General features: G+C 69.4%; 23 protein-coding genes. 8 read left to right on the top strand and 15 right to left on the bottom strand.

Annotated elements, in window-relative coordinates; all coding sequences use genetic code 11:
• The 4 genes from V7004_RS07870 to V7004_RS07885 form a co-directional block, all read right to left on the bottom strand.
• The coding region (locus tag V7004_RS07870; RefSeq protein WP_334143201.1) for a DUF7507 domain-containing protein at positions 1 to 2,137 on the bottom strand (2,137 nt) is incomplete at its 3' end.
• Between the two features lie 314 nt (positions 2,138 to 2,451).
• The gene (locus V7004_RS07875) at positions 2,452 to 2,724 is read right to left on the bottom strand and encodes a hypothetical protein (RefSeq protein ID WP_334143202.1); all 273 of its coding nucleotides are present in this window, start codon (positions 2,722 to 2,724) and stop codon (positions 2,452 to 2,454) included.
• 118 nt (positions 2,725 to 2,842) lie between these two features.
• Positions 2,843 to 3,835 (bottom strand): non-homologous end-joining DNA ligase, encoded by a 993-nt coding sequence (gene ligD / locus V7004_RS07880; RefSeq protein ID WP_442968027.1) that lies wholly within the window; start codon positions 3,833 to 3,835, stop codon positions 2,843 to 2,845.
• 63 nt (positions 3,836 to 3,898) lie between these two features.
• A complete protein-coding gene (locus V7004_RS07885; RefSeq protein WP_334143204.1) occupies positions 3,899 to 4,135 on the bottom strand; it encodes a heavy-metal-associated domain-containing protein in 237 nt (78 codons plus the stop codon).
• A 103-nt stretch (positions 4,136 to 4,238) separates the two neighbouring features.
• Between V7004_RS07885 and V7004_RS07890 the strand changes: the two genes are divergently transcribed.
• Together V7004_RS07890 and V7004_RS07895 are read left to right on the top strand one after the other, a co-directional pair.
• Positions 4,239 to 6,338 (top strand): heavy metal translocating P-type ATPase, encoded by a 2,100-nt coding sequence (locus V7004_RS07890; protein ID WP_334143205.1) that lies wholly within the window; start codon positions 4,239 to 4,241, stop codon positions 6,336 to 6,338.
• On the top strand, positions 6,335 to 6,562 hold the full coding sequence (locus V7004_RS07895; protein ID WP_334143207.1) for an SHOCT domain-containing protein: 228 nt from the start codon (positions 6,335 to 6,337) through the stop codon (positions 6,560 to 6,562). Before V7004_RS07890 ends, V7004_RS07895 begins: the two co-directional genes overlap by 4 nt.
• Positions 6,563 to 6,611: 49 nt before the next feature.
• Here V7004_RS07895 and V7004_RS07900 read toward each other — a convergent pair whose 3' ends face one another.
• The 8 genes from V7004_RS07900 to V7004_RS07935 form a co-directional block, all read right to left on the bottom strand.
• A complete protein-coding gene (locus V7004_RS07900) occupies positions 6,612 to 7,073 on the bottom strand; it encodes an Hsp20/alpha crystallin family protein (RefSeq protein ID WP_334143209.1) in 462 nt (153 codons plus the stop codon).
• A gap of 55 nt (positions 7,074 to 7,128) precedes the next feature.
• Positions 7,129 to 7,752 (bottom strand): DsbA family protein, encoded by a 624-nt coding sequence (locus V7004_RS07905; RefSeq protein WP_334143210.1) that lies wholly within the window; start codon positions 7,750 to 7,752, stop codon positions 7,129 to 7,131.
• Complete coding sequence (locus V7004_RS07910; RefSeq protein WP_334143212.1) at positions 7,749 to 8,351, bottom strand: class I SAM-dependent methyltransferase; 603 nt, start codon at positions 8,349 to 8,351, stop codon at positions 7,749 to 7,751. Before V7004_RS07910 ends, V7004_RS07905 begins: the two co-directional genes overlap by 4 nt.
• A gap of 141 nt (positions 8,352 to 8,492) precedes the next feature.
• Positions 8,493 to 10,433, bottom strand: a complete 1,941-nt coding sequence (locus V7004_RS07915; RefSeq protein WP_334143214.1) for a fibronectin type III domain-containing protein — start codon at positions 10,431 to 10,433, stop codon at positions 8,493 to 8,495.
• Positions 10,434 to 10,642: 209 nt separating this feature from the next.
• Positions 10,643 to 11,068, bottom strand: coding sequence for a hypothetical protein (locus V7004_RS07920; protein WP_334143216.1), 426 nt, complete (start codon positions 11,066 to 11,068; stop codon positions 10,643 to 10,645).
• Positions 11,069 to 11,163: 95 nt separating this feature from the next.
• The gene (locus V7004_RS07925) at positions 11,164 to 11,946 is read right to left on the bottom strand and encodes a sigma-70 family RNA polymerase sigma factor (RefSeq protein ID WP_334143218.1); all 783 of its coding nucleotides are present in this window, start codon (positions 11,944 to 11,946) and stop codon (positions 11,164 to 11,166) included.
• Positions 11,939 to 12,334: a hypothetical protein gene (locus V7004_RS07930; protein WP_334143219.1), complete on the bottom strand. Its 396-nt coding sequence runs from the start codon at positions 12,332 to 12,334 to the stop codon at positions 11,939 to 11,941. The genes V7004_RS07925 and V7004_RS07930 overlap by 8 nt, the downstream gene beginning before the upstream one ends.
• Positions 12,334 to 12,657, bottom strand: a complete 324-nt coding sequence (locus tag V7004_RS07935) for an STAS domain-containing protein (RefSeq protein WP_334143220.1) — start codon at positions 12,655 to 12,657, stop codon at positions 12,334 to 12,336. Before V7004_RS07935 ends, V7004_RS07930 begins: the two co-directional genes overlap by 1 nt.
• Before the next feature lie 139 nt (positions 12,658 to 12,796).
• On the opposite strand from V7004_RS07935, the gene V7004_RS07940 reads away from it, so the two are divergent.
• The 3 genes from V7004_RS07940 to V7004_RS07950 all read left to right on the top strand — a co-directional run bounded on the left by V7004_RS07940 (position 12,797) and on the right by V7004_RS07950 (position 16,172).
• Entirely contained in the window at positions 12,797 to 14,266 is a 1,470-nt protein-coding gene (locus V7004_RS07940) for a CAP domain-containing protein (protein ID WP_334143221.1), read from the top strand.
• A 78-nt stretch (positions 14,267 to 14,344) separates the two neighbouring features.
• Complete coding sequence (locus V7004_RS07945; protein WP_334143223.1) at positions 14,345 to 15,412, top strand: hypothetical protein; 1,068 nt, start codon at positions 14,345 to 14,347, stop codon at positions 15,410 to 15,412.
• A 184-nt stretch (positions 15,413 to 15,596) separates the two neighbouring features.
• On the top strand, positions 15,597 to 16,172 hold the full coding sequence (locus tag V7004_RS07950; RefSeq protein ID WP_334143224.1) for a hypothetical protein: 576 nt from the start codon (positions 15,597 to 15,599) through the stop codon (positions 16,170 to 16,172).
• 13 nt (positions 16,173 to 16,185) lie between these two features.
• Here the strand turns inward: V7004_RS07950 and V7004_RS07955 are convergent, their stop codons facing one another.
• On the bottom strand, positions 16,186 to 17,469 hold the full coding sequence (locus V7004_RS07955; protein ID WP_334143225.1) for a hypothetical protein: 1,284 nt from the start codon (positions 17,467 to 17,469) through the stop codon (positions 16,186 to 16,188).
• A 115-nt stretch (positions 17,470 to 17,584) separates the two neighbouring features.
• On the opposite strand from V7004_RS07955, the gene V7004_RS07960 reads away from it, so the two are divergent.
• The 3 genes from V7004_RS07960 (at position 17,585) to V7004_RS07970 (ending at position 21,104) form a co-directional block, all read left to right on the top strand.
• Positions 17,585 to 18,103 carry a hypothetical protein gene (locus tag V7004_RS07960; RefSeq protein ID WP_334143226.1) on the top strand — a complete coding sequence of 173 codons (519 nt, stop codon included), beginning with the start codon at positions 17,585 to 17,587 and terminating at the stop codon, positions 18,101 to 18,103.
• A 37-nt stretch (positions 18,104 to 18,140) separates the two neighbouring features.
• Positions 18,141 to 19,526, top strand: coding sequence for an AAA family ATPase (locus V7004_RS07965; RefSeq protein WP_334143228.1), 1,386 nt, complete (start codon positions 18,141 to 18,143; stop codon positions 19,524 to 19,526).
• A gap of 159 nt (positions 19,527 to 19,685) precedes the next feature.
• On the top strand, positions 19,686 to 21,104 hold the full coding sequence (locus V7004_RS07970) for a glycosyltransferase family 39 protein (RefSeq protein WP_334143229.1): 1,419 nt from the start codon (positions 19,686 to 19,688) through the stop codon (positions 21,102 to 21,104).
• Positions 21,105 to 21,113: 9 nt separating this feature from the next.
• Here V7004_RS07970 and V7004_RS07975 read toward each other — a convergent pair whose 3' ends face one another.
• Entirely contained in the window at positions 21,114 to 21,848 is a 735-nt protein-coding gene (locus tag V7004_RS07975) for an SCO6745 family protein (protein WP_334143230.1), read from the bottom strand.
• A gap of 51 nt (positions 21,849 to 21,899) precedes the next feature.
• On the bottom strand, positions 21,900 to 22,310 hold a 411-nt coding region (locus V7004_RS07980; RefSeq protein ID WP_334143231.1), incomplete at its 5' end, for a M15 family metallopeptidase.

Genomic DNA, 22,310 nt, shown 5'->3' on the forward strand with positions numbered 1-22,310 from the left:
CCACCACCGTCAACGTCACCCCGTCCACACCCGGACAGGCCTGACCCTCACGCACGGCCGTCTTCACCACGTTCACCGCCGGCCTGGTCACCATCACCACCGCATCATCGGTGTCGGTGAACTGCTGGCCAGCCGCACTCGAGCCCGAAGCCGTGGCGATGTTCGTGATGGTTCCCACTGCGTTGAACACCTTCAGCGCCGACTGCCCGGTCGCGGTACCACCAGCCGCCAGATCATCGGCCTGGCTGTCACCGTCCTGATCCGACAGACCCGACAACGTCACCGTGAAGTCATCCCCCGGACTCCCCGGCGTCCCGTTGTCATCCACCAACGACACGTTCAACAACGGCGCGTTCCCCGGATTGGTGACCACATAGCAGTAGCGAACCGACTGCCCCGCCACCACCGTCAACGTCACCCCGTCCACACCCGGACAGGCCTGACCCTCACGCACAGCTGTCTTCACGATCTCGAGGCCCGGGACCATGACGACTGGAGTCGTGTCGGTCGAGGAGTTGTCCGCGGGGTTGGTGTCCGGCCCAGCCGAGTCGTCGTAGCCGATGACCGCGGTGTTGCTGATCTGCGTCGTACCGAACGGGAGGGGATCGTTCACCGTCACCGTGAACGTCGTCATGAGGCCCGATGCTCCCGCCGCGACGGTACCGACTGACCGGGTACAGGTCGTTCCAGCCGGGAACGAGCCGCTCTGCAGGCCGTTGCACACCCAACCGTCGTTCTTGCCGTCGGCCGGCCCCGTACCGAGGTCCACCGTGGCGTTCGCCGGGACGGTCTCGGTGATCACCGTGTTGGGTGCGGCGACGTTGCCCTTGTTCCCGTAGGTGAGCGAGTAGGTCACGGTGCCACCAGGAGCGGTGGACACACCGCCGTCGCTCTTGACGATGCCGAGGTCGACGGAGCGCTTCCGGTTCTTGAAGGTACAGCTGATGATGTCGGTGGGCCCGAGGTCGAAGCGAACACCGTTGGTCACCGCGGTCAGCGTCGGATTGCGCCCGTTGCTGTTCGTGCACACCAGGTCGCCAGCGAGGAACTCGAAACCAGGTTTCGCCCCCAGGTTCTCTGTCAGGGTCACCTGCTCGGTCGTGAAGGAGCTGAGATCGAAGTTGACCTGGCCGTTCGCATCGGTCGTCTTGGTCTGGTCGGGGATCTTCGAGTTGGTCGGATCGAGGGTGAACGCCCATCCAGAGGCAGGTGCGAACACACCAGTGCCGGGATCCGCCAGCTTCAGGACGCTGACACTCCCGCCGCACAGCGCGGTGGCCAGCTGGCGCAGCGTCGTCTTGAGGTTGTCGAAGTCGGTGAGCGCGTAGCCAGCGGTGGTGATGTTCCCGCCAGTGAACGCGGTGTCGTTCGCGATCAGCGCCAGCGTCGTCGCATCGATGCTGGCCCCGATGCCCACCCCGAAGATCCTCGTTCCGAGGCCCTTCACCAGATTCGCGGTTCGGATCCCGCCGTCCACATCGTCATTGTTCGTCGTCCCACCGGTACTCGAGTCGTCGATGTGTACGGTCGGCTTGCCGTCGGTCAGCACGAACAACAGATCAGGAGCCCGATTGCCGGGCAGTGTGCTCGCGTCGTGCACGGCCGCGAAGCCTGCTTCCCAGTTGGTCGCCACGTTCGACACGATCGGGATCGAATCGATGGTCGCCTTCAGCGCAGCCACGCCCGCCGGACCAGTGGGGCCACCCACCTCGGTGAGCTGCCGAGCCGGGTGCTGTGCGGTGCCGGTCGCACTCGAGTCGTTCCCGAAACTCCACACACCGACGGCCGAGGGCGTGCCCGCGAGGCTGTCGACCAGTGCATTCGCCGCCTCACGCATCTCGGTTGCTTTCCCTGCGTCAGCGATGGAACCTGAACGATCGATCAGGAGACCGATGTCGAGCCCACACGACTCCCCGATGCTCGGGTTCGCTGCCGGCAGGTTCCACGCAGGATTCCCGTTCGGCGGCCACGTGCCGCCGTACACGTCGTTCTCACCCGGCGCACCCACCGTGTGCGCAGAGACGGGGTTCTCCCTGGGAAGGAATGCCAGCAGCGAGAGCACCACGCTCACGATGCTCAGCGCCGCACCAACCCGGCGGATCCGCTGCGCACGCGGGGTGATCGTCGCTCGTCCCATGACCGCTCCCTCCAGTTGCCTTCGGTCAGGGGCCGGTTTCGCTCTGGCTCCCCGCAGGTGCAGCGACCACTCTCAGGCCTGCGGATCGACGCCTCCCCCACTCGTTGTGTCCCGAGTTGGATCGTTGGTAACACGCTCCGCGTTCGTCTCGCAATCGCAGACCGAGATTTCCGCCATGAGTCACGACGTCAAGGGCACGAAATGCACACATAGTGATTCCACCGTCACGGAATGTCAGTCAGGCCGATGGAGTTCGCACGCGACACGGGCCGCGCCCGACACGGCGCGGCCCGTGGTGACGTGGTGGTCGGGAATCAGTTCGGCGGCGGTTCCGGAGCGCAACCATTGCTGCTCCACAGGACGTCCGGTTGGTTCCTCGCACCGTGGCTCTTGTCAACCTGGTCGTCGAAATGGCCGTCCTTGAACGACCGGTTCGCCACGGTGATCACCACGTACGGGTTGGTGTTGCTCGCGGTGCCGTGGCAGATCGTGATCCGCTCCGGCGGTGCCCCTCCCGCCACTCCACCACCGGCGAGCGATACCAGCGCGAGCGCTGCTGCCGCGGCAACCCCGTGTCGTGTGCCCATGTTCGCTCCCTTCATCGGGGATCCTGTCACCAGCACCGTACGACGGGTGTCAACACGCACCGCAGTCACTCCTCCGCGCCCACCCAGCTCGCACGATGACACCGCGCCGTCGGGCTGTTCAGCGTTTTTTCCGCGCTCGGCTCGGAGCGACACGCGGGGGTTCGTTCGGCATCTTCGGGTAGACGGGAGGCCACGGCGCATCCATCAACCCGGACGCGAGGTCCCGCTGGTACATCTCCAGCAGCGGCTCGATCGACTGTGGCTCGCTCGCCAGATCCGCCCAGGGATCTCCGAGCTGAGCCACCCGTTCGGGAACGGTGGCGATGGTGAGCTCATCCGGGTCCACCGCCGCGATCTCCTGCCATCGCAGGGGTGTCGACACCTGGGCACCTCGACGAGCGCGCACCGACCACGCTCCAAAGACCGTCTTGTGAGGAGCGTTCTGGTTGAAGTCGACGAACACCCGTCGTCCGCGCTCCTCCTTCCACCATGCGGCGGTCATCGTGTCGGGATGGCGTCGCTCCAGCTCGCGCGCCAGGGCCACGGCGGCGGCCCGCACGTCATACGGCGTCCACCGGGGTTGCAGCCGCACGTAGACGTGCAGGCCCTTCGACCCGGTGGTCTTCGGGTATCCCTTGATGCCCAGCTCGCCGAGCAAGGCCCCGACGTGCAAGGCCGCCTGCCGGACCTCGTCGAATCCGACCCCCGGGGAGGGGTCCAGGTCGATCCGAAGCTCATCCGCGTGTGCAGGGTCGGAGGCGAGCGACGGCCATACGTGGAAGCCGAGGCAGCCCAGATTGACTGCCCACAGGACATGCGCGAGGTCGGCGGCCACCAGCGCTCGTGACCTCGTGCCGTTCGGTGTGGACACGATCGTCGTCCGCAACCACTCCGGGTGATTCGCCGGCACCCGCTTCTGGAAGAAGTGCGAGCCCGTGACACCGTCGGGAAAGCGCTGGAGAAGGACCGGACGCCCTTCCATCGCTCGCATCAGCGGCTCTTCGACCTGCTGGTAGTAGTGGACCAGGTCGAGCTTGGACTCGCCGCGGGCAGGGAAGAAGACCTTGCCGGGGTTGGTGATCTCGACCTCCCGACCCGCAGCGCGCACCATCACCGAATCGCTCGGCCTCTTCACCACGCCCCCAGACGCTACCGGCGGCTGCCTCGACGGAGCTCACGCCGCGATCTCGTACCCCGCACTGCGGACCGCGGCCCGCACCTGTTCAGCATCGATCACCTCATCCGCGAGGATCGTCAGCCGGCCCGTCGCCAGGTCGACGTCGACCTCGCCAACCCCGCGGACCCGAGCTACCTCATCCCGGACCGCGGCAACGCAGTGCTCACAGGTCATACCCTCAACCCGAAACGTCTGGGAAACGGTCATCGGTCGCGGATCCTCCTCGTCCGTCATCGGCAAGATTCACGCTTGCCAATCTATACCCTACCCCCGTATGCTTTCTTGGCACACCTCTTCCCTCTCCTGACCGGCTGGGACGGTGCCCGAGGAGCTGCCGATGCGCACGTCGACCCACGACGCCCGCTCCGGAGCGCCCGACACCAGGCCTGATCCCGGCGACCGCCACCCAACAACCCACACGGAGCACGACCTCCACGCTGGCCACGATCCCAAGGCCTTCGAGCACGCGTTCTGGATCAGCCTCGCGCTCACCGTCCCCGTTGTCTTGTGGGCAGACATGGTGCAGGAGTGGTTCGGCTATACCGCGCCCACCTTCCCCGGTTCCGGCCTGATCCCACCAGTGTTCGGCACTGTGATCTTCATCTACGGCGGCAAGCCGTTCCTCATCGGTGCCTACCGTGAGCTCCGACGCCGTCAGCCCGGCATGATGATGCTGATCTCGATGGCCATCACCGTGGCGTTCGGGGCATCGGTCGCCTCGACGTTCGGCTGGTTCGACCTCGAGTTCTGGTGGGAGCTGGCTGCGCTCATCACCGTCATGCTCCTCGGTCACTGGCAGGAGATGAAGGCCATCGGCCAGGCTCGGGGCGCACTGCATGCACTGGCCGAACTCCTGCCCGACGATGCCGAACGGGTGACCGGAGATGGCCGCGTGGAACACGTAGGCACAGGCGACCTGCGCGTGGGCGACGTCGTGCTCGTTCGCCCCGGGGGGCGAGTGCCCGCCGATGGTGAGGTTCTCGAAGGAACCGCGGAACTCGACGAATCCATGATCACCGGAGAGTCCAAGCCGGTGACCCGATCGCGTGGCGACACCGTTATCGCGGGCACCATCTCCACCGACTCGAGCATCCGGGTGCGAGTCACGGCTGTCGGCGACGACACCGCCCTGGCCGGCATCCAGCGCCTCGTCCTCCAGGCCCAGCAAAGCAAGTCACGCGCCCAGACCCTCGCCGACCGGTTCGCGGCGGCGCTCTTCTACATCGCCACTGGCGCTGGTCTTGCGACCTTCGTAGCCTGGGCGACTCTCGGTCACCCCGACAGCGCGGTGCTGCACGCCGTCACCGTGCTGGTGATCGCCTGCCCGCATGCACTCGGGCTGGCCATCCCTCTCGTGATCAGCCTGTCGACCGCCCTCGCGGCCCGCCACGGCATCCTCGTGAAGGATCGCCTCGCGCTCGAGCGGATGCGCACGGTCGACCTGGTGCTGTTCGACAAGACCGGGACGCTGACCGCTGGCCGGCATGTGGTGACGGGCATGGTCGCCGCGCCGGGCCACAGGGAACGAGAAGTGATCGCGCTCGCCGCTGCGGTCGAGCGTGACTCCGAGCATCCCCTGGCACGCGCCATCGTGGCGGCAGCGCGAGCCCAGGGCGAACCACCGGCGGCGACGGACTTCCGGGCCACCACCGGCCGCGGGGTGCAGGCCCGAGTCAAGGGTGTGGAGATAGCCGTGGGCGGCCCAGCATTGCTCGGTGCACGCGGCCTTGCCGAACCGAGCTGGCTGCGCTCCACCACCGCGGGCTGGCGCGAACGAGGCGCATCGGTGCTGTACGTCCTCTCTGGCAACGACGTCATCGGAGCGCTCTCGCTCGAAGATCAGATCCGCCCCGAGGCCCACCAGGCGGTCAGCGAGCTTCACCGGCTCGGCATCCACGTGGCCATGATCACCGGCGATGCGCGCGAGGTCGCCCACGCCGTCGCCAAGCAGATCGGTATCGACGAGGTCTTCGCGGACGTGCTCCCCGAGGACAAGGACTCGAAGGTCGCCGAGCTCCAGCGGCGCGGCTACCAGGTGGCGATGGTCGGCGACGGCGTCAACGATGCCCCCGCCCTTGCCCGCGCCGACGTCGGCATCGCCATAGGCGCGGGCACCGATGTGGCGATCGAGTCCGCGGGAGTGGTGCTCGCCGCGAGCGACCCGCGGGCTGTGCTCAGCGTGATCCGCCTCTCGCGAGCCTCGTACCGCAAGATGATCGAGAACCTGGCCTGGGCGGCAGGGTACAACGTCGTCACCATCCCACTGGCCGCCGGCACGTTCGTCTGGGCCGGACTGAGTCTCAGCCCCGCGGCCGGTGCCGTCCTGATGAGCGCCTCGACCATCGTCGTCGCACTCAACGCCCAACTCCTGCGTCGCGTCGATCTGATGCCGGTCGATGTCCGGAGGCCGACCAAGGAAGGAGACAGCAGCAGATGATGTACTGGAACGGCGACTGGAGCTGGGGGGCGTGGGTCGCGATGAGCCTGATGATGATCGTCTTCTGGAGCCTCGTGGTCGTTGCGATCGTCGCCGTGGCCCGGACGGTCACGGGGCGAACCGGGCCCACGCCGGAAGAGATCCTGGATGAGCGTCTCGCTCGCGGGGAGTTGTCGGTCGAAGAGTACGAGGAGCGCCGACGCGCGATGCGCGATCAGCGCTGATCGCGCATCGCTCACGGTGCGGCGAAGAGGAGCTGGCGCTGCTGGTGGGTCAGCCCCTCGTGACCTGGATCTTCTTGGGCGGAGGCGGCTCCGGCGTCGGGACGCGGATCTCGAGGATCCCGTCCTTGTAGCTCGCCTTCACATCGGACTCGGTCGCGCCCTCGGGGAGCGGCAAGGTGCGCGAGAACGAGCCACAACGCAGCTCATGGCGCAGATAGCCCTTCTCTTCCACCCGCTCCTCCTCGCGGCGCTCCGCATCGATGTGGAGCATGCTGTCCGAGACCGTCAGCTCCACGTCCCGATCAGGGTCGATGCCCGGCAGCTCGGCACGGATCACCAGATCCCCGTTGTCACGGAACTCGTCCACTCTGATCATCCGCTCTGCAGGAAACTCCGGGCCAGGCAGCATGGGCCACCGCATGGACATCGCTCTCGTCCAGTCTTCGAACATCCGATCCAGCCGGCTCAGCACGTCGACCGGCTTGGGTTCACGCTTGACCAGCTCACCCATCGGTGGTCACCTCCATCAGACACGGGCAGTGGGCGACGGTGTCCCTACCCCGCTCTCAGCCGAAGCAGGACCGGATGAAGGCATTGAGCGCATCCTGATCGACCTTCACCCGGAGCTCCCCTGCCTCGTCGCGGGTCACCTGCAGCGACGGGCAGAAGAACGCCCCACCGGAGGTGAAGAAATGCGGTGACCCCACCACACCCCGCTCCCTGCCTTCAGCGAGATCCGAGTGCACGGACCCGCGGTCACGGTCGTCAATCCGGATCCCGTGCCGGCGCGCAACCTCATCGAGGACGACCGGAGTCGAGATGTCCACGCCCTGTTCGAACAGCAGGTCGCGCAGCTCCAGGCTCACTGCCTCGCCCGTCGCGGCACTCTGGCGGTAGGCCGCAGCCGCGAGGGCGAGGGCCGGCAGGGAGGTGGAGGGGAACTGCTCCGGGATGAAGCCACGGAACAGGTCCGGCGCCACCGCACGGCGGAGGACCTCCACCTCTTCGGCGACGAAGGACGCCTCGAGCGGCTTGCCGTTGACGAGCTCGAGCGGCCAGGCACGCACGACCAAGCCGACATCGTGCCGGCCGAGCTGCTCCCGGATCTCGACGAACCGTCGCAGCCCAACGTGCGTGAAGGGACAGCACACGTCGGCGAACACCTCGACCATCGAAGCGGCCCCGCTCACGCCGCCCTCCGGATCCGCACCAGGCAGTCCAGTGCAGGTCGGTCAACACCCTCGACCGGTCGCTCCACGGTCTCGGCGCGCTCCACGATCAGCTCCCTCCCGCTGCCGACGGTGTCCGAGACCACATCGGCCGGGGTGTAGAGCAACGCCGGATCCTGCGGTCCACCCACTCCCTCGTCGAGGTTCCGGGTGTCGTGCGCGACCACCAGCAGGGTGCCGCCGGGACGCACGGCCTCGACGGCGATCCGGAGTGCCCGGCGCCGTTCGGCCTCGGGGAGCTGCAGGTAGAGCACCGCCACCAGGTCGAAGGTGTCCGCTGGTTGCCAGGCCAGCACGTCGGCCTGCTCCCACCGGACGGTCACCCCCCGATGCGCGGCCAGGCGGCGACCCTTGTCGAGAGCCACCGGGGAGAAGTCGACCGCGGTCACCGTCCAGTCGCGCTCAGCCAACCACACGGCATTGCGCCCCTCCCCGCAGGCCAGATCGAGCGCGTTTCCCGGCTGCAGACCTTCGCACTCGGCGACCAACCACCGGTTCGGCTCGACCGTCCAGATGTAGTCGGTCGCCGCGTAGCGAGCGTCCCAAGCAGCCCGATCCATGCACCCTTTGTAGACGGTCACGCCGGTCGCGAACCACGATCACCGGATCCACACCGCTGACCGCCCCGACACCGATCCGTTCAGGAATCCGCGGGGTGTCCCCGCGGATCCGTGAACAGATCGGGAGAGGTGCCGGCCGGGCTAGGCGAACGGTGTCACCGGGCCGGTCGGTCCCGAGAGCGGGCCGGTGCCGCGAGCGTTGGTGGCGCTGATGCGGAACGTGTAGGTGACCCCGTTGGTGAGACCGGTAATGGTCCGCGTGGTCGTCGACGCGTCGAACGACACCGGGGTCTGGGCCACGTTGCCGATGTAGGGCGTGACCGTATAGCCGGTGATCGGCGAACCGTTGTCGGCCGGAACCGACCAGGTCAGCGTCGCCGCACCGTCGCCCGCCACCCGCTTGACGAAGGTCGGGGCAACCGGAGCGCCCACGATCACGCTCGGGGACGCCGCCGAGAGCGGGCCCGTGCCGTGTGCGTTCACCGCGGCCACCCGGAACCGATAGGTGGTCCCGTTGGTGAGACCGGTGATCGTCCGCGTCGTGGTCGACGCGTCGAACGACACCGGGGTCTGGGCCACGTTGCCGATGTAGGGCGTGACCGTGTAGCCGGTGATCGGCGAGCCGTTGTCGGCCGGGGTGGTCCACGAGATCGTCACCGCGCCGTCACCCGGCACCCGGGGGCCGCTGAAGGCCGGCGCGCTCGGGAGACCGGCAGTGATCGGCTGCCCCGGCGCCGAGGCCGGGCCGATGCCCCGGGCGTTGATCGCCGCCACCCGGAAGGTGTAGGCGGTTCCATTCGTGAGGCCCGTCACCGTCTGGGTGGTCGAGGCGTTGTTGAACACCTGCGGGGTCTGGGCGACGCCGCCGACGTAGGGCGTGATCACATAGCCGGTGATGGGCGAGCCGTTGTCGGCTGGCGCCACCCCGCTGATCGTGACCTGGCCGTCGCCCGACTCACGCTGGGCCCACACGCCCGGCCGATCGGGCGCGCCAACTACCACCGGCGTGCTCATCACGGAGTTCGGTCCCGTACCGGCGCTGCTGATGGCGGCCACCTGGAACTTGTAGAGCTGACCGTTGGTGAGCCCGGTGATGGTCTGGGTGGTGGCGGTGGAGTTGAACGTCAGCGGTGTCTGCGGGGTGCCGTCGGCGAGGCAGTTGGGTGCCACCGGGCACACCCATGGGGTGACCCGGTAGCCGGTGACCGGCGACGAGCCCGGGTTGGCGGGAGGCGACCAACTCAAGGTCACCGAGCCGTCACCGGGTAGAGCCAGCGGGGTTCCCTGCGGTGCGGACGGTGGGGTGGGCGGGGCCACGATCTGGATGTTGGCGAGCGGTCCCGCGCCGGCGTTGCCCGCGCCGTCCCCCGTGCTGGTGCGCGTACCGCCGGAGTTGGTCGTGTCGTCACGTGGGCTGCAGGTGACGTTGGTGGTCACCGCCCCGATGATGCTGCTCCGAGCCCGCGACACGAACGTCTTGTAGTAGGTGAGGTCCACGGCCGCGGTGCTCGGGTTCACGAACCGCACCTTCGGTTGGATCATCGAGCCGATCGGACCGGTCGCCTGGAGCGTCACGTCGATGGCCGGGAGCTGGTAGGAGTAGTCGGCTGTCAGGTCGGTGTCCGTCGCGTTCCCGTACCACAGTCCTGTGCCGGTTCCCTGGTCCGGCGAGGCACCACCCCACAGCCGGATGATTCCCGCCGGCACGTTCGGGTCGGTGCTGCTCGTGTCCACCCTCGGGGTACCGGAGACCAGACCGGAGCCCGTGCCCGCGACGACCGACGCGCTCACGTAGGTGGCGTTGTCGGGGATCTTGTAATCGATGCGAACCTTGTTGATGTAGCGGTTGGTGACTGTCCCGACGGGTGTCGGCGCGTTCTTCGTGATCACCGCCGCCGCCGGCTGCAGGCGGATGGTGAACGTGCTGCCCTGCGGCACCGTGGCCGGCGCGTCGACGCTGATCGAGGTACTGACGACCTGCCCCGCGGTCTGCCCCAGGTTCGTCCCGAAGCAGGCGTCGTTGTAGGTGGTCGTGGTGACGACCGCTCCCGCAGGACCCGACTCGAGCGCCACGCCCGCCATCGCCGCCATCGTCGAGGCGGTCGCCACGGCGATCGCGCGTGCCCGCCACCCGAGTGATCTCCTCATGGAATCCCCCGCTGTTGCTCTCCCGTTGACCGGCGGGCGCGCCATCGACGCAATTGCCACGGGGCGTGCCGCCGCCGTCACCCAACGAGCGTAGAACCTGTTCTAGTCAGCTGCAAGGGACACCAGCGTCTGTCAGTGCTGGATCACGCCTGTGCTCCCGAGCGCCGGTTGTGGCGGGGGGCGAGGGCGTCTGTGGCCGACTCGTCGAGCGCGTGCTCCACCATGGGCCGGAGCGCGGCCTCACCCTCGCTCGGCTGCGATCGCTCGAGGTGGCTCAGCACCTCCGCCTCCTCCGGTGACGCGTCGGGTCCCGAGTGGAGCACGAGGGTGCCCGCGGCGCCGCAGACCGGGCAGGTCAACGGCACGACCGTGACCATGTCCGCCACGTCGGAAGCGCCCTCGAGGCGGAAGATCAGGTCCGCCTCCGCCCGCGCCGCCGCGAACTCCACCCGGCAGGTGAAACAGAGGATCAACCCACCGTCGCGAGCCTGGAACTGGCTGCGGTACCCCGAGGCGTCGAGGTTGTCCATCACGGTGACGAGTGGGGTGTCCGCGGGGTCCTGTCGCATGATCATCCTGCTCCTGGCGGTGGCCGGTGACCGAACGATTCGATCCCTACCCGCGCCCTGAAGTTCCCCAGAACGGACGATCGAGCCGGCGTCGCTCAGGTGACCTCGAGCTCGTGGCGGAGCTGGAGGAGGATGCGCCGCAACACCCGCGACAGGTACGACTGGCTCACCCCCAGCTCGCGCGCAATCTCCTCCTGCGAGCAGTTGTCGAAGAAACGCCGCTGGATGATGAACCGATCACGCTCGTCGAGGGTGTCGAGAAGGTCCGAGACCAGCAAGCGGTGATCGATCACCCCGAAGCCCGGCTCGACCTGCCCCAGCCGCTCCGCTCTCGTGAACTCCTCGTCACCAGCAGGTTGATCGAGGCTGCTGGCACGGCGCGCGCCCGAGACCTCGAACGCTTCAAGGACGTGGTCGACGTTCGCCCCCAGCTCGCTGGCCAGCTCCAGTACCGTCGGTGACCGGCCGAGCCTCTGGGTCAGCTCCTCGTCGGCCCGGCGGACCTCGAGGTGGAGCTCCTGAGCCCGCCGGGGCGGGCGGACGCTCCAGGTCCGATCGCGCAGATATCGCTTCAGCTCACCGTCGATGGTGCGGTTCGCGAAGGTCGAGAACGACACCCCCAGATCTGGATCGAAGCGCTCGACCGCTCGGAGGATGGCGAGCAGGGCCACCTGACGCAGATCGTCCTCGGGCTGGCCGCGCTGCGCGTACCTGCGCACGTGGTAGTCCGCCAGGGCCCGATTGGCCTCGACCAGCTCGTTGCGCAGGTTGCGATCGCCGGTGGCCCGGTAGCGCCTGAACAGCTCGACATCGGCGCTCTTCACCGCAGGGGTCGTGCCGGCGCCGGTCGGGCGCGCCTGGTCATCGGCGTCAGGCACCCGGCGCCTCTGGCAGCTTCACCAGGCGGAACCTCCGCCGGTTACTGTCGCTGGCCAAGTGGTGCTCGGTGGTGGTCACCGCCAGGAGGTCCGCGGCGACGGGGTGGAGCCGGAGATCCGAACCATCCGACGGGCAGCTTCCCTCGATCTCCACTCCGCCATCGGCGCGGAAGCGGTAGACGAGCTCAAGGTCACCCCCGGGCGCGCCCTCGAGCAGCACCGCGCACGCCTCGTCGATCGCCAACCGCAGGTCCTCAAGGTGATCGAGATCGAAGCCCGCATCGGTGGCCACACCAGAAGCAGCGAGCCGAGCCAACCGAAGGAAGCGAGGGTTCGCCGGGATGGTGAGTCTGACCTCCCCGCTGCGGATGGCGTCCGCCGGACCCATCATCCTTCCTCGAGATGGAGCTGGTCGACCAGCCCCGTCACTTCGAGCAACCGCATCGTGGTCTGGCTCGGGTTGCGTAAGCGCAACTCCCCATCGCGCTCGCTCAGCTCCCGGTGAGCGGTGAGCATCGCCCGTAACCCGGACGAGTCGATGAAGCTCACTCCGGTCAGGTCGAGCACCACCGTGCGATCGCCCGCTTCGATGCGCTCCTTCACGGCGCTGGCCAAGAACGGCGCCGTATGAGGGTCGAGATCACCGTGGAGGCGGAGCACGGCCTCGCTGTCGGCGGTGGTCTCCTCAATCTGAAGGGGTGGCTCAGCCATGGGCGTCACGATACCGAGCGCTCCCACCGGGAGACGGGTCGACGCCGGGACGAGGCGTTCAAGCAGACGGCGGAGGTGGTCGATGAAAAGTAGGGACAGCACGCCCACGCACGCTCCGTGACCCCTCATGCGAAACGACATGTCCACAGCTCGGACTCCCACCCGTCGCCGGCGACGAGCAGCCGCCCTCACCACCGCGATCGCCATCCTGCTCGCGGGCCTCGCCACTGCCATCCCGGCCCGCGCGGTCCCCCAATCCAGTGAGGAGCTGCAGTTCCACATGCTGCTCAACCAGCTCCGGACCGGGTTCGGGTTGGCTCCGCTGTCCTGGGACGACGGGCTGGCCGACACGGCCCGGAACTGGTCCTCGGTGATGCTCCAGAGCGACACGCTGATGCACGATCCGAACCTCGGCGCCTCCCTCGACTGGGCTGTTCCCGGCTGGACCAGGGGTGGGGAGAACGTCGGCGTGGGTTGGGACGTGACGGGCATCCACAACGCCTTCGTCAACAGCGGGCCCCACTTCGCCAACATGGTCGGTGACTTCAACCGGGTCGGCATCGGCGTGCAGCGCAACGGCGCCAAGATCTTCGTCACCGTCCGCTTCGCCAAGGCCCCGGCGGACGCACCGGGCTCGACCCCCACTGGTTCCTTCGACGGCGTGAGCCAGACGGGTGAGGGCACGGCCACGGCCTCAGGGTGGGCGCTGGATCCCGACACCAGCGGCACGATCGACGTCCACGTGTACGTGAACGGCGGGTGGGGCGGAGCGACCAAGGCCAGCGGCAACCGGCCCGATGTGGGCCAGGTGTTCCCCCAGTACGGCCCCAACCGGGGGTGGAACATCAGCCTCGGCGGGCTCACCCCCGGCACGCACCAGATCTGCGCGTACGCCATCAACGCGCCCGGGAGCAAGGGGTGGAACCCGTTGCTCGGATGCCGCAGCGTGACCATCCGCCGCCTCGGCAGCCCGTTCGGCTCGATCGACGGGCTGGCCCAGCGCGGGCCGGGCGAGCTGATCGTGCAGGGATGGGCGCTCGACCCCGACACCACCGGCGCGATCGACGTCGAGGTCTGGATCGACGGGGTGAAGAACGTGTCGGGCGTCGCGGATCTCTCCCGGCCAGACGTGCAGCGGGCGTTCGGTCTGGGCGACCGCCACGGCTACCGGCTCGTCGCCACCGGGGTCTCCGGGGGATCGCACCTGGTCTGCGTCCGCGGGATCAACGCCGCCGGCACTCCCGGGACCAGCCAGAACATCGGCTGCACTCCCGTGACGATGCCCAGCACGCCGTTCGGGTCGCTCGACTCGGTGTCGAGCCCGAGGGCGGGTGTGGTACGGCTCTCGGGCTGGGCGCTGGACCCGGAGGTGGCCGCGGCGATCGACGTCCACGTCTACGTCGACGGCCGGTGGGGCACCCTGGCGACGGCCAACAGGAGCCGCCCCGACGTGGGACGGGTGTACCCCGCCTGGGGCTCCCTGCACGGCTACGTGATCGATCTCGCGGCAACGAAGGGCGCCCACCAGGTGTGCGCGTACGCCATCAACGCCCCCGGCACCGTCGGCACCAACCCGCTGCTCGCCTGCCGCACGGTCACCGTCGGCTGAGCCGCACCGGCGGCGACTCGGCCCGCACGACCACTCCCTGCCCCCGCCGACCACGCTCGGTGCTGGCAGGCCGAACGCGTGCTCCAGCAGGCGTTCGGCCTGCCAGAACGGGAGATTGCACCGGTTGCGGTTACCGAGCGAAACAATCGAGTGGCCCTTGACACACCCTCCGCGCGCGTCAATCATGGGGCCGGTCGCACGGTCCTCCCGAGGGCCGCGGCTCACCACCAGCGGGGGGTCCAGCCACTTGCTGACGGTGAACCTACGGGGACGTACCGCCCGATCCGGGCACGATCGCCGGTTGACGGTCCCATCCTCACAGTGCCCGGCGAGCGACCACCGGGCTTCATCCACCATCAAAGGGGGAATTACGTGAAGATGCGTTCACGCGTTGTGGCTGTCGCCGCAGCGGCCGGCCTCGCCGCCGGCATGCTGGCGTTCGGCGCAGGCACGTCCAGCGCTCAACCGACCGTGCTGATCGACTGCGATCACGTCATCGGCAACGGTACGGTCTCGCCTGGCATCACCAATGCTTCGCTGCAGCAGAACATCGCCGTGAAGGGCGCCAAGGCGTACTCGGCTCCCTGCAGCGGCGTGCTGGTGACGGCCCTCAGCCTGGGCGACGCTATCTCGGTCAGCGGCAAGTTCACCACTGACCCGGACCCGAAGAACCCGTTCGTGTCGGGTGGTTTCAGCTGCGATCCGAGCGCGACCTCGCCTGACCAGCCCTACCCGCCGTACGGCAAGCTGGCCACCAAGTTCGCCGGCATCAACCCGTTCACCGGCAAGAACTACGCCGCGTCGGCCTTCGTGCGCCTGGGCAGCGACCCGGCGTACCTCGACTCGGCCACGGTGACCGGCATCGTCACCAAGGGTGTCGGCGTCGGCGGTGACGTCAGCGGCGGCTTCCTGCAGCAGCCGGTGGCCACGACCGCTGGTCCGGTCACCAACCCGTCGTACCTCGACAACACGCCGGGCGCTGGCTCGGTCGTGCCGCAGATGGGCTCCCTGAACGCCGGCCTCGGCTGCATCGGTGGCACCGACCAGCTGACCGCGGTGGTGTTTGGCACCGACGGCGACAGCCTGCTGAGCCTGCTCGGCCCGACCCCGCCGTTCGACAGCTCGATCATGGTGAGCTTCCCGTGATCGTCTGACCGGACGAAAGGCTCGCCACCGCGAGTCTGTGGAGCAGCCCACCCTCCGGGGTGGGCTGCTTCGCGTCCTGGCCCACTCGTGCGCGAACCACCCGAGCGATCCGGGCCGGACTACGCTGCGCCGACCCCGTCCAGTCGATCGCCCGACCCGGCCCCCGCCGAAGGAGTCCCAGCCGATGCCCCGGATCCCCGCTCGAGCACGACGAGGGCTCGTTCCGTTCACCGTGGTGTTCGTGCTCGTCGCCGCGGCTTGCGACTCCGCGCCGGACAAGGGCTACGACCGCGGCGGTTGGGACCAGTCGGCCCTGGAGGAGATCACCGCCATCGCCGAGCAGGTGCAGGCCAGCCCGGTGGGCTGCGAGGGGTTCGGGCCGGAGCCTTGGGATGCCTACGTCGAGACCTACCGCCGGCTCGGGTGGGCGATGCCTGCCGCGCAGGGCAACTGCGAGGGCTCCGGTGAGGATCTCACCTTCTACGGGTTCGTCGACGACGCGGCTCAGCAGCGATGGGTGCGGGCCAAGGCCAAGGCGCTGTGCGAGCGCGGCTACCAGGTGGACTGGCGCTTCGGCCTGCCCTACGTCGACGGGGGCAACTGGGTTATCGAACCCGACTCGTTCGACGTCGCCTACCAGCTCGGTGACCTGTTCAACCGGCCGGGCTCGGACATGTGCACCGACGCCGGATTCGAGCCACCCCCGCCTGACGTGACCATCCCGGCGTCCACCTCGACCGACCCGCCGCCGACCACCTGAGGCCCGCCCAGGCCTAGTCCTCGCCGGCCACGCAGCTCCAGATCAGCGATCGCAGGTTGGCGATCTCGTCCGGTCCCAGCTTGGTCACGTCGTCGATCTCGCTGACGTAGCCGGGGCCGCAGTGTACGGATCGACCGTCTCCATCGGTCACCACCAGCACCACCCCGGGTCGCTCCGGGGGTGAGATCCACACCACCGTGCCCGTTGCCCGGTCGATCTCGAGGGGCACCAGCTTCCCGTCCGGGTAGGCCATCTCCACCGAGCGCACCTCGGGCGGCACCACCACCACCAGCGCGTCGTACGGGGTCTGCGCCGCGTCGGCGTCGACCACCACCGCGATCTGCTGGTCGAGGTCCTCGTCCGGGGACGGTGGGAGCACGCACCGGGCGCCCCCGGGGAACGGGGCGAAGTGCTCACCCACCGGCGTGAGGGGGGGATCGGCCTCCAGCCGCCAGCAGGACCCGCCGTTCGTGCCAGGCGCCCGCTGGAGGGTCCAGCGCACCCCGGCAGTGGTGCCGGAGCGGACGGCCTGGTAATCACCATCGGGCTTCGACGTTGCGAGCTGGGAGGGATCGGCGGTCACGTCGGCCAGCTCCTCGGCGGGGATCGGCTCCACGGTGACGTCGTCGCCGTAGGAGAGGACCCGGTAGTCGATCACCCGACCCGACCCCTCCACCCGCACCCGGCGCAGCCGCGCCTGGTCGTCCACCCACAGCTCGGTGCGTGCACCACCGGCCGACCCGTCGGAAACGGCTCCCACCGCCTCGTATCGAGTCCCCGACGTGTCACCCACCTCGTCGCCAGCGGTGGGTTCGAGCGAGACGTTCGCCGCGCTGAGACGATCGAGCAGCAGGAACGGGTCGTAGGAAGCCAACAGGGTGCCGACGAGACCGCTGCGCCCGAACCGGGCCCAGGGGGGATCACTCCCCAGCCGTGAGAACAACGGGACGGCCCGCTTCGCGTCCTCGTCACCGACCGCCACCCGCTCGATGTAGACGTCGTCGCCGTTCCAACGCACCGACGCGGGGAGCACCGCCTCGGGGGTGAAGACCGGGACGGTGAGCTCCCCTCGGGGAGGCGACGCTCCCGCCGCACCCGACAGCTCGCCACTCCGCTCCCCCTGGGTGACAGTGCCCTCGTAGCGCAGGGTGCCCGCGGCCACGGTGGCCTCCCGGACCTTGGCCATCGCCTGCACCCCCGGCAGCTCCTGCAGCACCGGCTTGCTGCCACCCGAGCAGGCCACCACGCCCCCGAGCAGCACGATGGCGACGACGACCAGCACGATCCGGCGACGCATGGGCGGAGATTCTCGCGCGGCCCGCCGAGAGGGCCCGGTCACCCGCCGCGAGGCCGGCGAGCGGCGAGGCACCGGTATGCTGCGGCTTCCCGGCTGACGAGGTGCTCCACCCACGATGTCGACCAACCGCAAGCTCGCGATCGGTGCGGCCATCCTGGTGGCGATCGCGGCCGTGATCGCTGTCGCTGTGCTCGCCAGCCGCGGCCGCGATGACGCCGGCGAGGCGGCCACCACGACCCTGCCCCCGCCGACCACGTCCACGACGGTCGAGACCACCACCACCACGACCGCCGCGACGTCGGAGACGACCGCGACGCCGACCACCAACCCGGTGACCACCGACGATCCGGCCGAGCTGGCGGCGTTGCGCGACGCCTACCGCCAGGGCTTCGAGCAGACCTGCCGGGCGATCTTCGGGCTCAGCCCCGACGGGCAGATGGAGGACCCGGAGGACCCCGGCACGTTCTGGTCCCTCGACGAGTGCCTGTCGGAGATGGACGTCACCACCGGTGAGATCTACGACACCGTCCAGGACGCGTTCGACGGGGGCATCGAGGACGCCGAGTTCACGGCCGACAGCTTCACGGCCTCCGGTCGGCTGTGCTCGAGGACCGGGCGCTGCTGGTCCTCCTGACCCGGAGAGCGGCTCAAGGTCGGGCCCGGATCCGCCGATGGCCTTCGGGGACCACGGAGGCGAGACGTTGCACCAGCCACAGACGATCGACTTGCGCGCGCCACGCACGATCGAGGAGCTCGGCATCCCGCTCGCTCTTGTGCAGGACCTCATCCTCCGGCGGGCGCTGTTCGAGGGGAGGACCTCCACGCTCCAGCTGGCCACCGCGCTCGGGTTGAGCGTGGCGGTCACGTCCAAGGTCATCGAGGATCTCCGGGAGCTGCGCCACCTGGAGGTGCTCGGCCTCGACGGCTTCGACTACCAGCTCGAGCTCACACAGCAGGGCCGGGATGCGGCGATGGAGCGGATGCAGCTGTGCCGGTACGCGGGCGCGGCCCCGGTGGCGCTCGACCAGTACGTGCAGGTCGTGCGGGCGCAGAGCGCGCAACCGGTGGTCACCCGCGAGTCCATGCAACACGCGTTCGCCGACCTGGTGGTCAGCGACTGGCTGCTCGACGAGCTCGGTCCGGCGCTGCTCACGCCCGGCGCGATCTTCCTCTACGGCCCCCCGGGCACGGGCAAGACGAGCCTGGCCGAGCGGCTCATCCGGGTCCATGGCGACCACGTGTTCATCCCCCGCGCGGTCGAGGTCGACAGCCAGATCATCACCGTCTACGACCCGGTCGTGCACGAGGCCGTGCCGGAGCAGCCGGCCGAGCTCGACCCGCGCTGGGTGCTCTGCCGCCGGCCGTCGGTCATCGCCGGCGGGGAGTTGACCACCTCGATGATGGACCTCACCTACGAGTCCAGCAACGGGGTCTACCTGGCACCGATCCAGATGCAGGCCAACAACGGGCTGCTGATCATCGACGACTTCGGGCGCCAGTCGATGACCCCCGAGCAACTCCTCAACCGCTGGATCGTGCCTCTCGACCGCCGGGTCGACTACCTGTCGCTGGCCTACGGCGTGCGGTTCGAGATCCCCTTCGACGTGAAGGTGGTGTTCTCCACCAACCTGGAGCCGGCCAGCCTGGGCGACGAGGCGTTCTTCCGGCGGATCCAGAACAAGATCCTCGTCCCCTCCATCGACGACGCGGAGTTCGACGTCGTGCTACGCAGCGCGGCGGCCCGGTACGGCATCGCCATCGAGCCCGGGGCCGAGGAGTACCTGCGCGAGGTGAGCCGCCGCCACGGGGACGGTGACCTGCGCCCCTACCTCCCCCACGAGGTGTGCAAGATCCTGCGCGCCGTGTGCGCGTACCGCGGGGAGCCACCGGTCCTCGATCGGGGCAACGTGGACCGGGTGGTCGGGATCTACTTCACCCACGCAACCCGTGAACGGGCTGCGAGCAGTGGCAACGGCCACCCGGGCGCTCCCGGTGGGCCGCAACCACCGCCGATGACCACGCTGCCCGCCTTGAGTGCCTCCGACGCCGTTCGTTAGCGTTCGCGCATGCCCCGGCGCCCTCCGGGGGGCCGCACCCCTCCCGATCCCCCGACTCCCGGGGCTGGGATCGCACCGGGCCGGCAGCCGCCAACCTCGCCGGGAACCGCTGCGCTCCGCCTCCCGCCCGTCGCGTGGGCTGGCCTGGCGACGATCGCAGTGGCCCTGTTCGCCACCGCGATGCTGGTCGGCACCCGCTACGGGTACCACCGTGACGAGCTGTACTTCATGGCCTGCGGGCAGCGATTGGCCTGGGGGTACGTCGACCAGCCCCCGTTCACCCCTGCGGTGGCCAGGCTCGCCAGCGAGGTGTTCGGCAACTCGCTGCCGGGGTTGCGGGTCTTCCCCGCCCTCGCCGGCGTCGCGGTCCTGGTGCTCCTGGCGTTGCTCGTGCGCGAGCTCGGTGGTGGCCGGCGAGCCCAGCTCCTCGCGGCCGGCACCGCGGCGCTGATCCCCCTGTTCCACACTCCGGCGATGGTGCTGAGCACCACGACGTTCGACCTCGTGGTGTGGGGCGCGTGCCTCGTGCTGGCGGCCCGCATGCTGCGCACCGGCGACGACCGGCTCTGGCTGGCGATCGGCGCGGTGGCCGGGGTGGGGCTGCTCAACAAGCACGCCGTGGTGTTCCTCGTGCTCGGTCTGGTCGCCGGGCTGCTGATGTCCTCCAAGCGGTCGCTGCTGCTACGACCCACCGCCCTCGCCGGCGGCGTGCTCGCGCTCGCCATCTGGGCACCGAACCTGTGGTGGCAGGCCCGGCACGGCTGGCCCGTCTTCGAGATGAGCGAGGCGCTGCAAGCCAAGAACGCCAGCGCGCTCGGCATCCTGCTGTGCCTCCCGGGCGTGCTGGTACTGGCGGGTGTCACCTCCGTGGTGATCTGGGGTCCCGGGCTGTGGTGGCTGGTGCGGGCTCGGGACGCCGCCAGCTTCCGCGCCCTCGGCGGTCTGGCGCTGGTCGTCACCGTGTCGATGACCTTCCTGGGGGGCAAATCCTACTACCTGGCGCCGGTGGTCTTCGTCCTGCTCGCCGCCGGGGCGATCGTGATCGAGCGCCAGGACGCCGTCCTGCGTCGGGTGGCCGTCGCTGCTGCCGTGGCCGCCGGGGTGTTCACCTTGCCGTTCTCGGTCCCGATCCTCCCAGCCGATGCGCTCGGCCCGGTCATCAGCGTGAACGCGGAGTTCGGGGAGATGTACGGCTGGCCCGAGCTGACCGACCAGCTCGCCGACGCCTATCGCCGCCTCGCGCCCGCCGAGCGGGCTCACGCGGTGGTCCTCACCGCCAACTACGGCGAGCACGGCGCGGTGGTGCACTACGGCGGCGGTCGAGGTCTGCCCGAGCCCTACAGCGGCCACAACGATCTGTGGTGGTGGGGACCTCCACCGGCGACGACCACGGCGGTGGTCGCGGTCGGGCTCCCACCGGAGACGCTGAGCCAGCACTTCCGCTCGGTGGAGGTGGTGGGGTTCGTCACCAATCCGGCCGGTCTGGACAACGAGGAGGCCGGGCAACCGATCGTCCTCGCTCGCGGCCCCCTGGCCGGATGGGACGTCATCTGGCCAGCCCTGCGCCGCTACGGCTGAACCCGGCGGTCACCCGCTGAGCACACCGTGGAGGGCGCTGCTCAGGGCCACGAACTCCTCCAGCTCGGCCGGCATGAGCACCCCGAGCACCCGGCCCATCATGGCGTCGGTGGCCGCTTCGGCGGACGCCCAAGCCTCGGCCACGCCAGCCACGTCGGGGTAGGGCTCGGGCCAGCCGAAGATGCCGGCCATGTACGGCGTCCTCACCAGTACCGCTTCGAGAGGCGTCAGACCGGCGGCGAGCACCGCTGCGCCGTGCAGTGCCGCCCGGAGCTCCCGCAGGCCGTTCATGCGATGGACCGCCAGGGCGCTGGCGTCATCGGCCGGGGGCTCCTCCAGCGCCCGCCACCCGGCGAACAGCGGCGCTCCGGCCGGGCTCGCCGCCTCGACCACCTGCCCGGCGAGCGCCGCCAACCGAGCGGCGTCGACGTCAGCGGGCACGTGCTCCCGCGCCCAGTCGTGGCACGCCGCCGCCCAGGCCGCTGCCGCGTCGCGGCGTGACATCACCGAGGCACTGGCTTCCCACATCCGGCGCACCGTGGGCGGGTGGAAGAAAACGAAGGCCGCGGCGACGACGTCCGCGTCGACCTCACCCAGCGCGGCCCCTCGACCGGCCACGTAGAAGTCCATGCCGTCGAAGCCCAGCTCCGCCCCCCTTGCATAGGTGCTCGGGGCCAGCATGAACAGACTCGAGATCCCGCCGACCGCCTCGGCCGAGGCTCGCGCTGCATCTTCCGGTGTCATGGACCGGCATCTTACGGAACGGTGATGCCCCGGCGGCTCGGGTGGGGACCTTCAGCGTCCGGTGACCGACCAGTGCCACGGTTCGCTCGGGAGGTTGATGAAGCCGAAGCGCCCCGCGTTGGCGGCCATCCACTGGAAGGCCGGGCTGTCACGGCTCACGATCGCCCGGCCATTCCAGGTGAAGTCGACCGCCAGGCCCCGCTCGTGCATCGAAGTCCCGGGAATGGCGGTCGGTGGCGTACACAGGCTGGCGGGCATCTCGTAGATCGCGTAGGCGCTGGTGCCGCAGTTCTGGCGTCGCAGGGCGATCTGCTGGTTGATGTCCCGGTAGCCGCTCCCACCCAGGACGAACCCGTCCGCGGCCGCCGCGGCGAGCAGCGCTTCGAGCTGGTCCGCGATCGAGGCGGCCACGGTGATCCCGCGCACGGTGCGCAGGGGCGGCGCGCTGACAGGAGGTGGGGG

Origin of the sequence: Rhabdothermincola sp. (assembly GCF_036846205.1) — a bacterium.
In the GTDB taxonomy this organism is placed as follows: Bacteria; Actinomycetota; Acidimicrobiia; order Acidimicrobiales; family Acidimicrobilacustridaceae; genus Rhabdothermincola.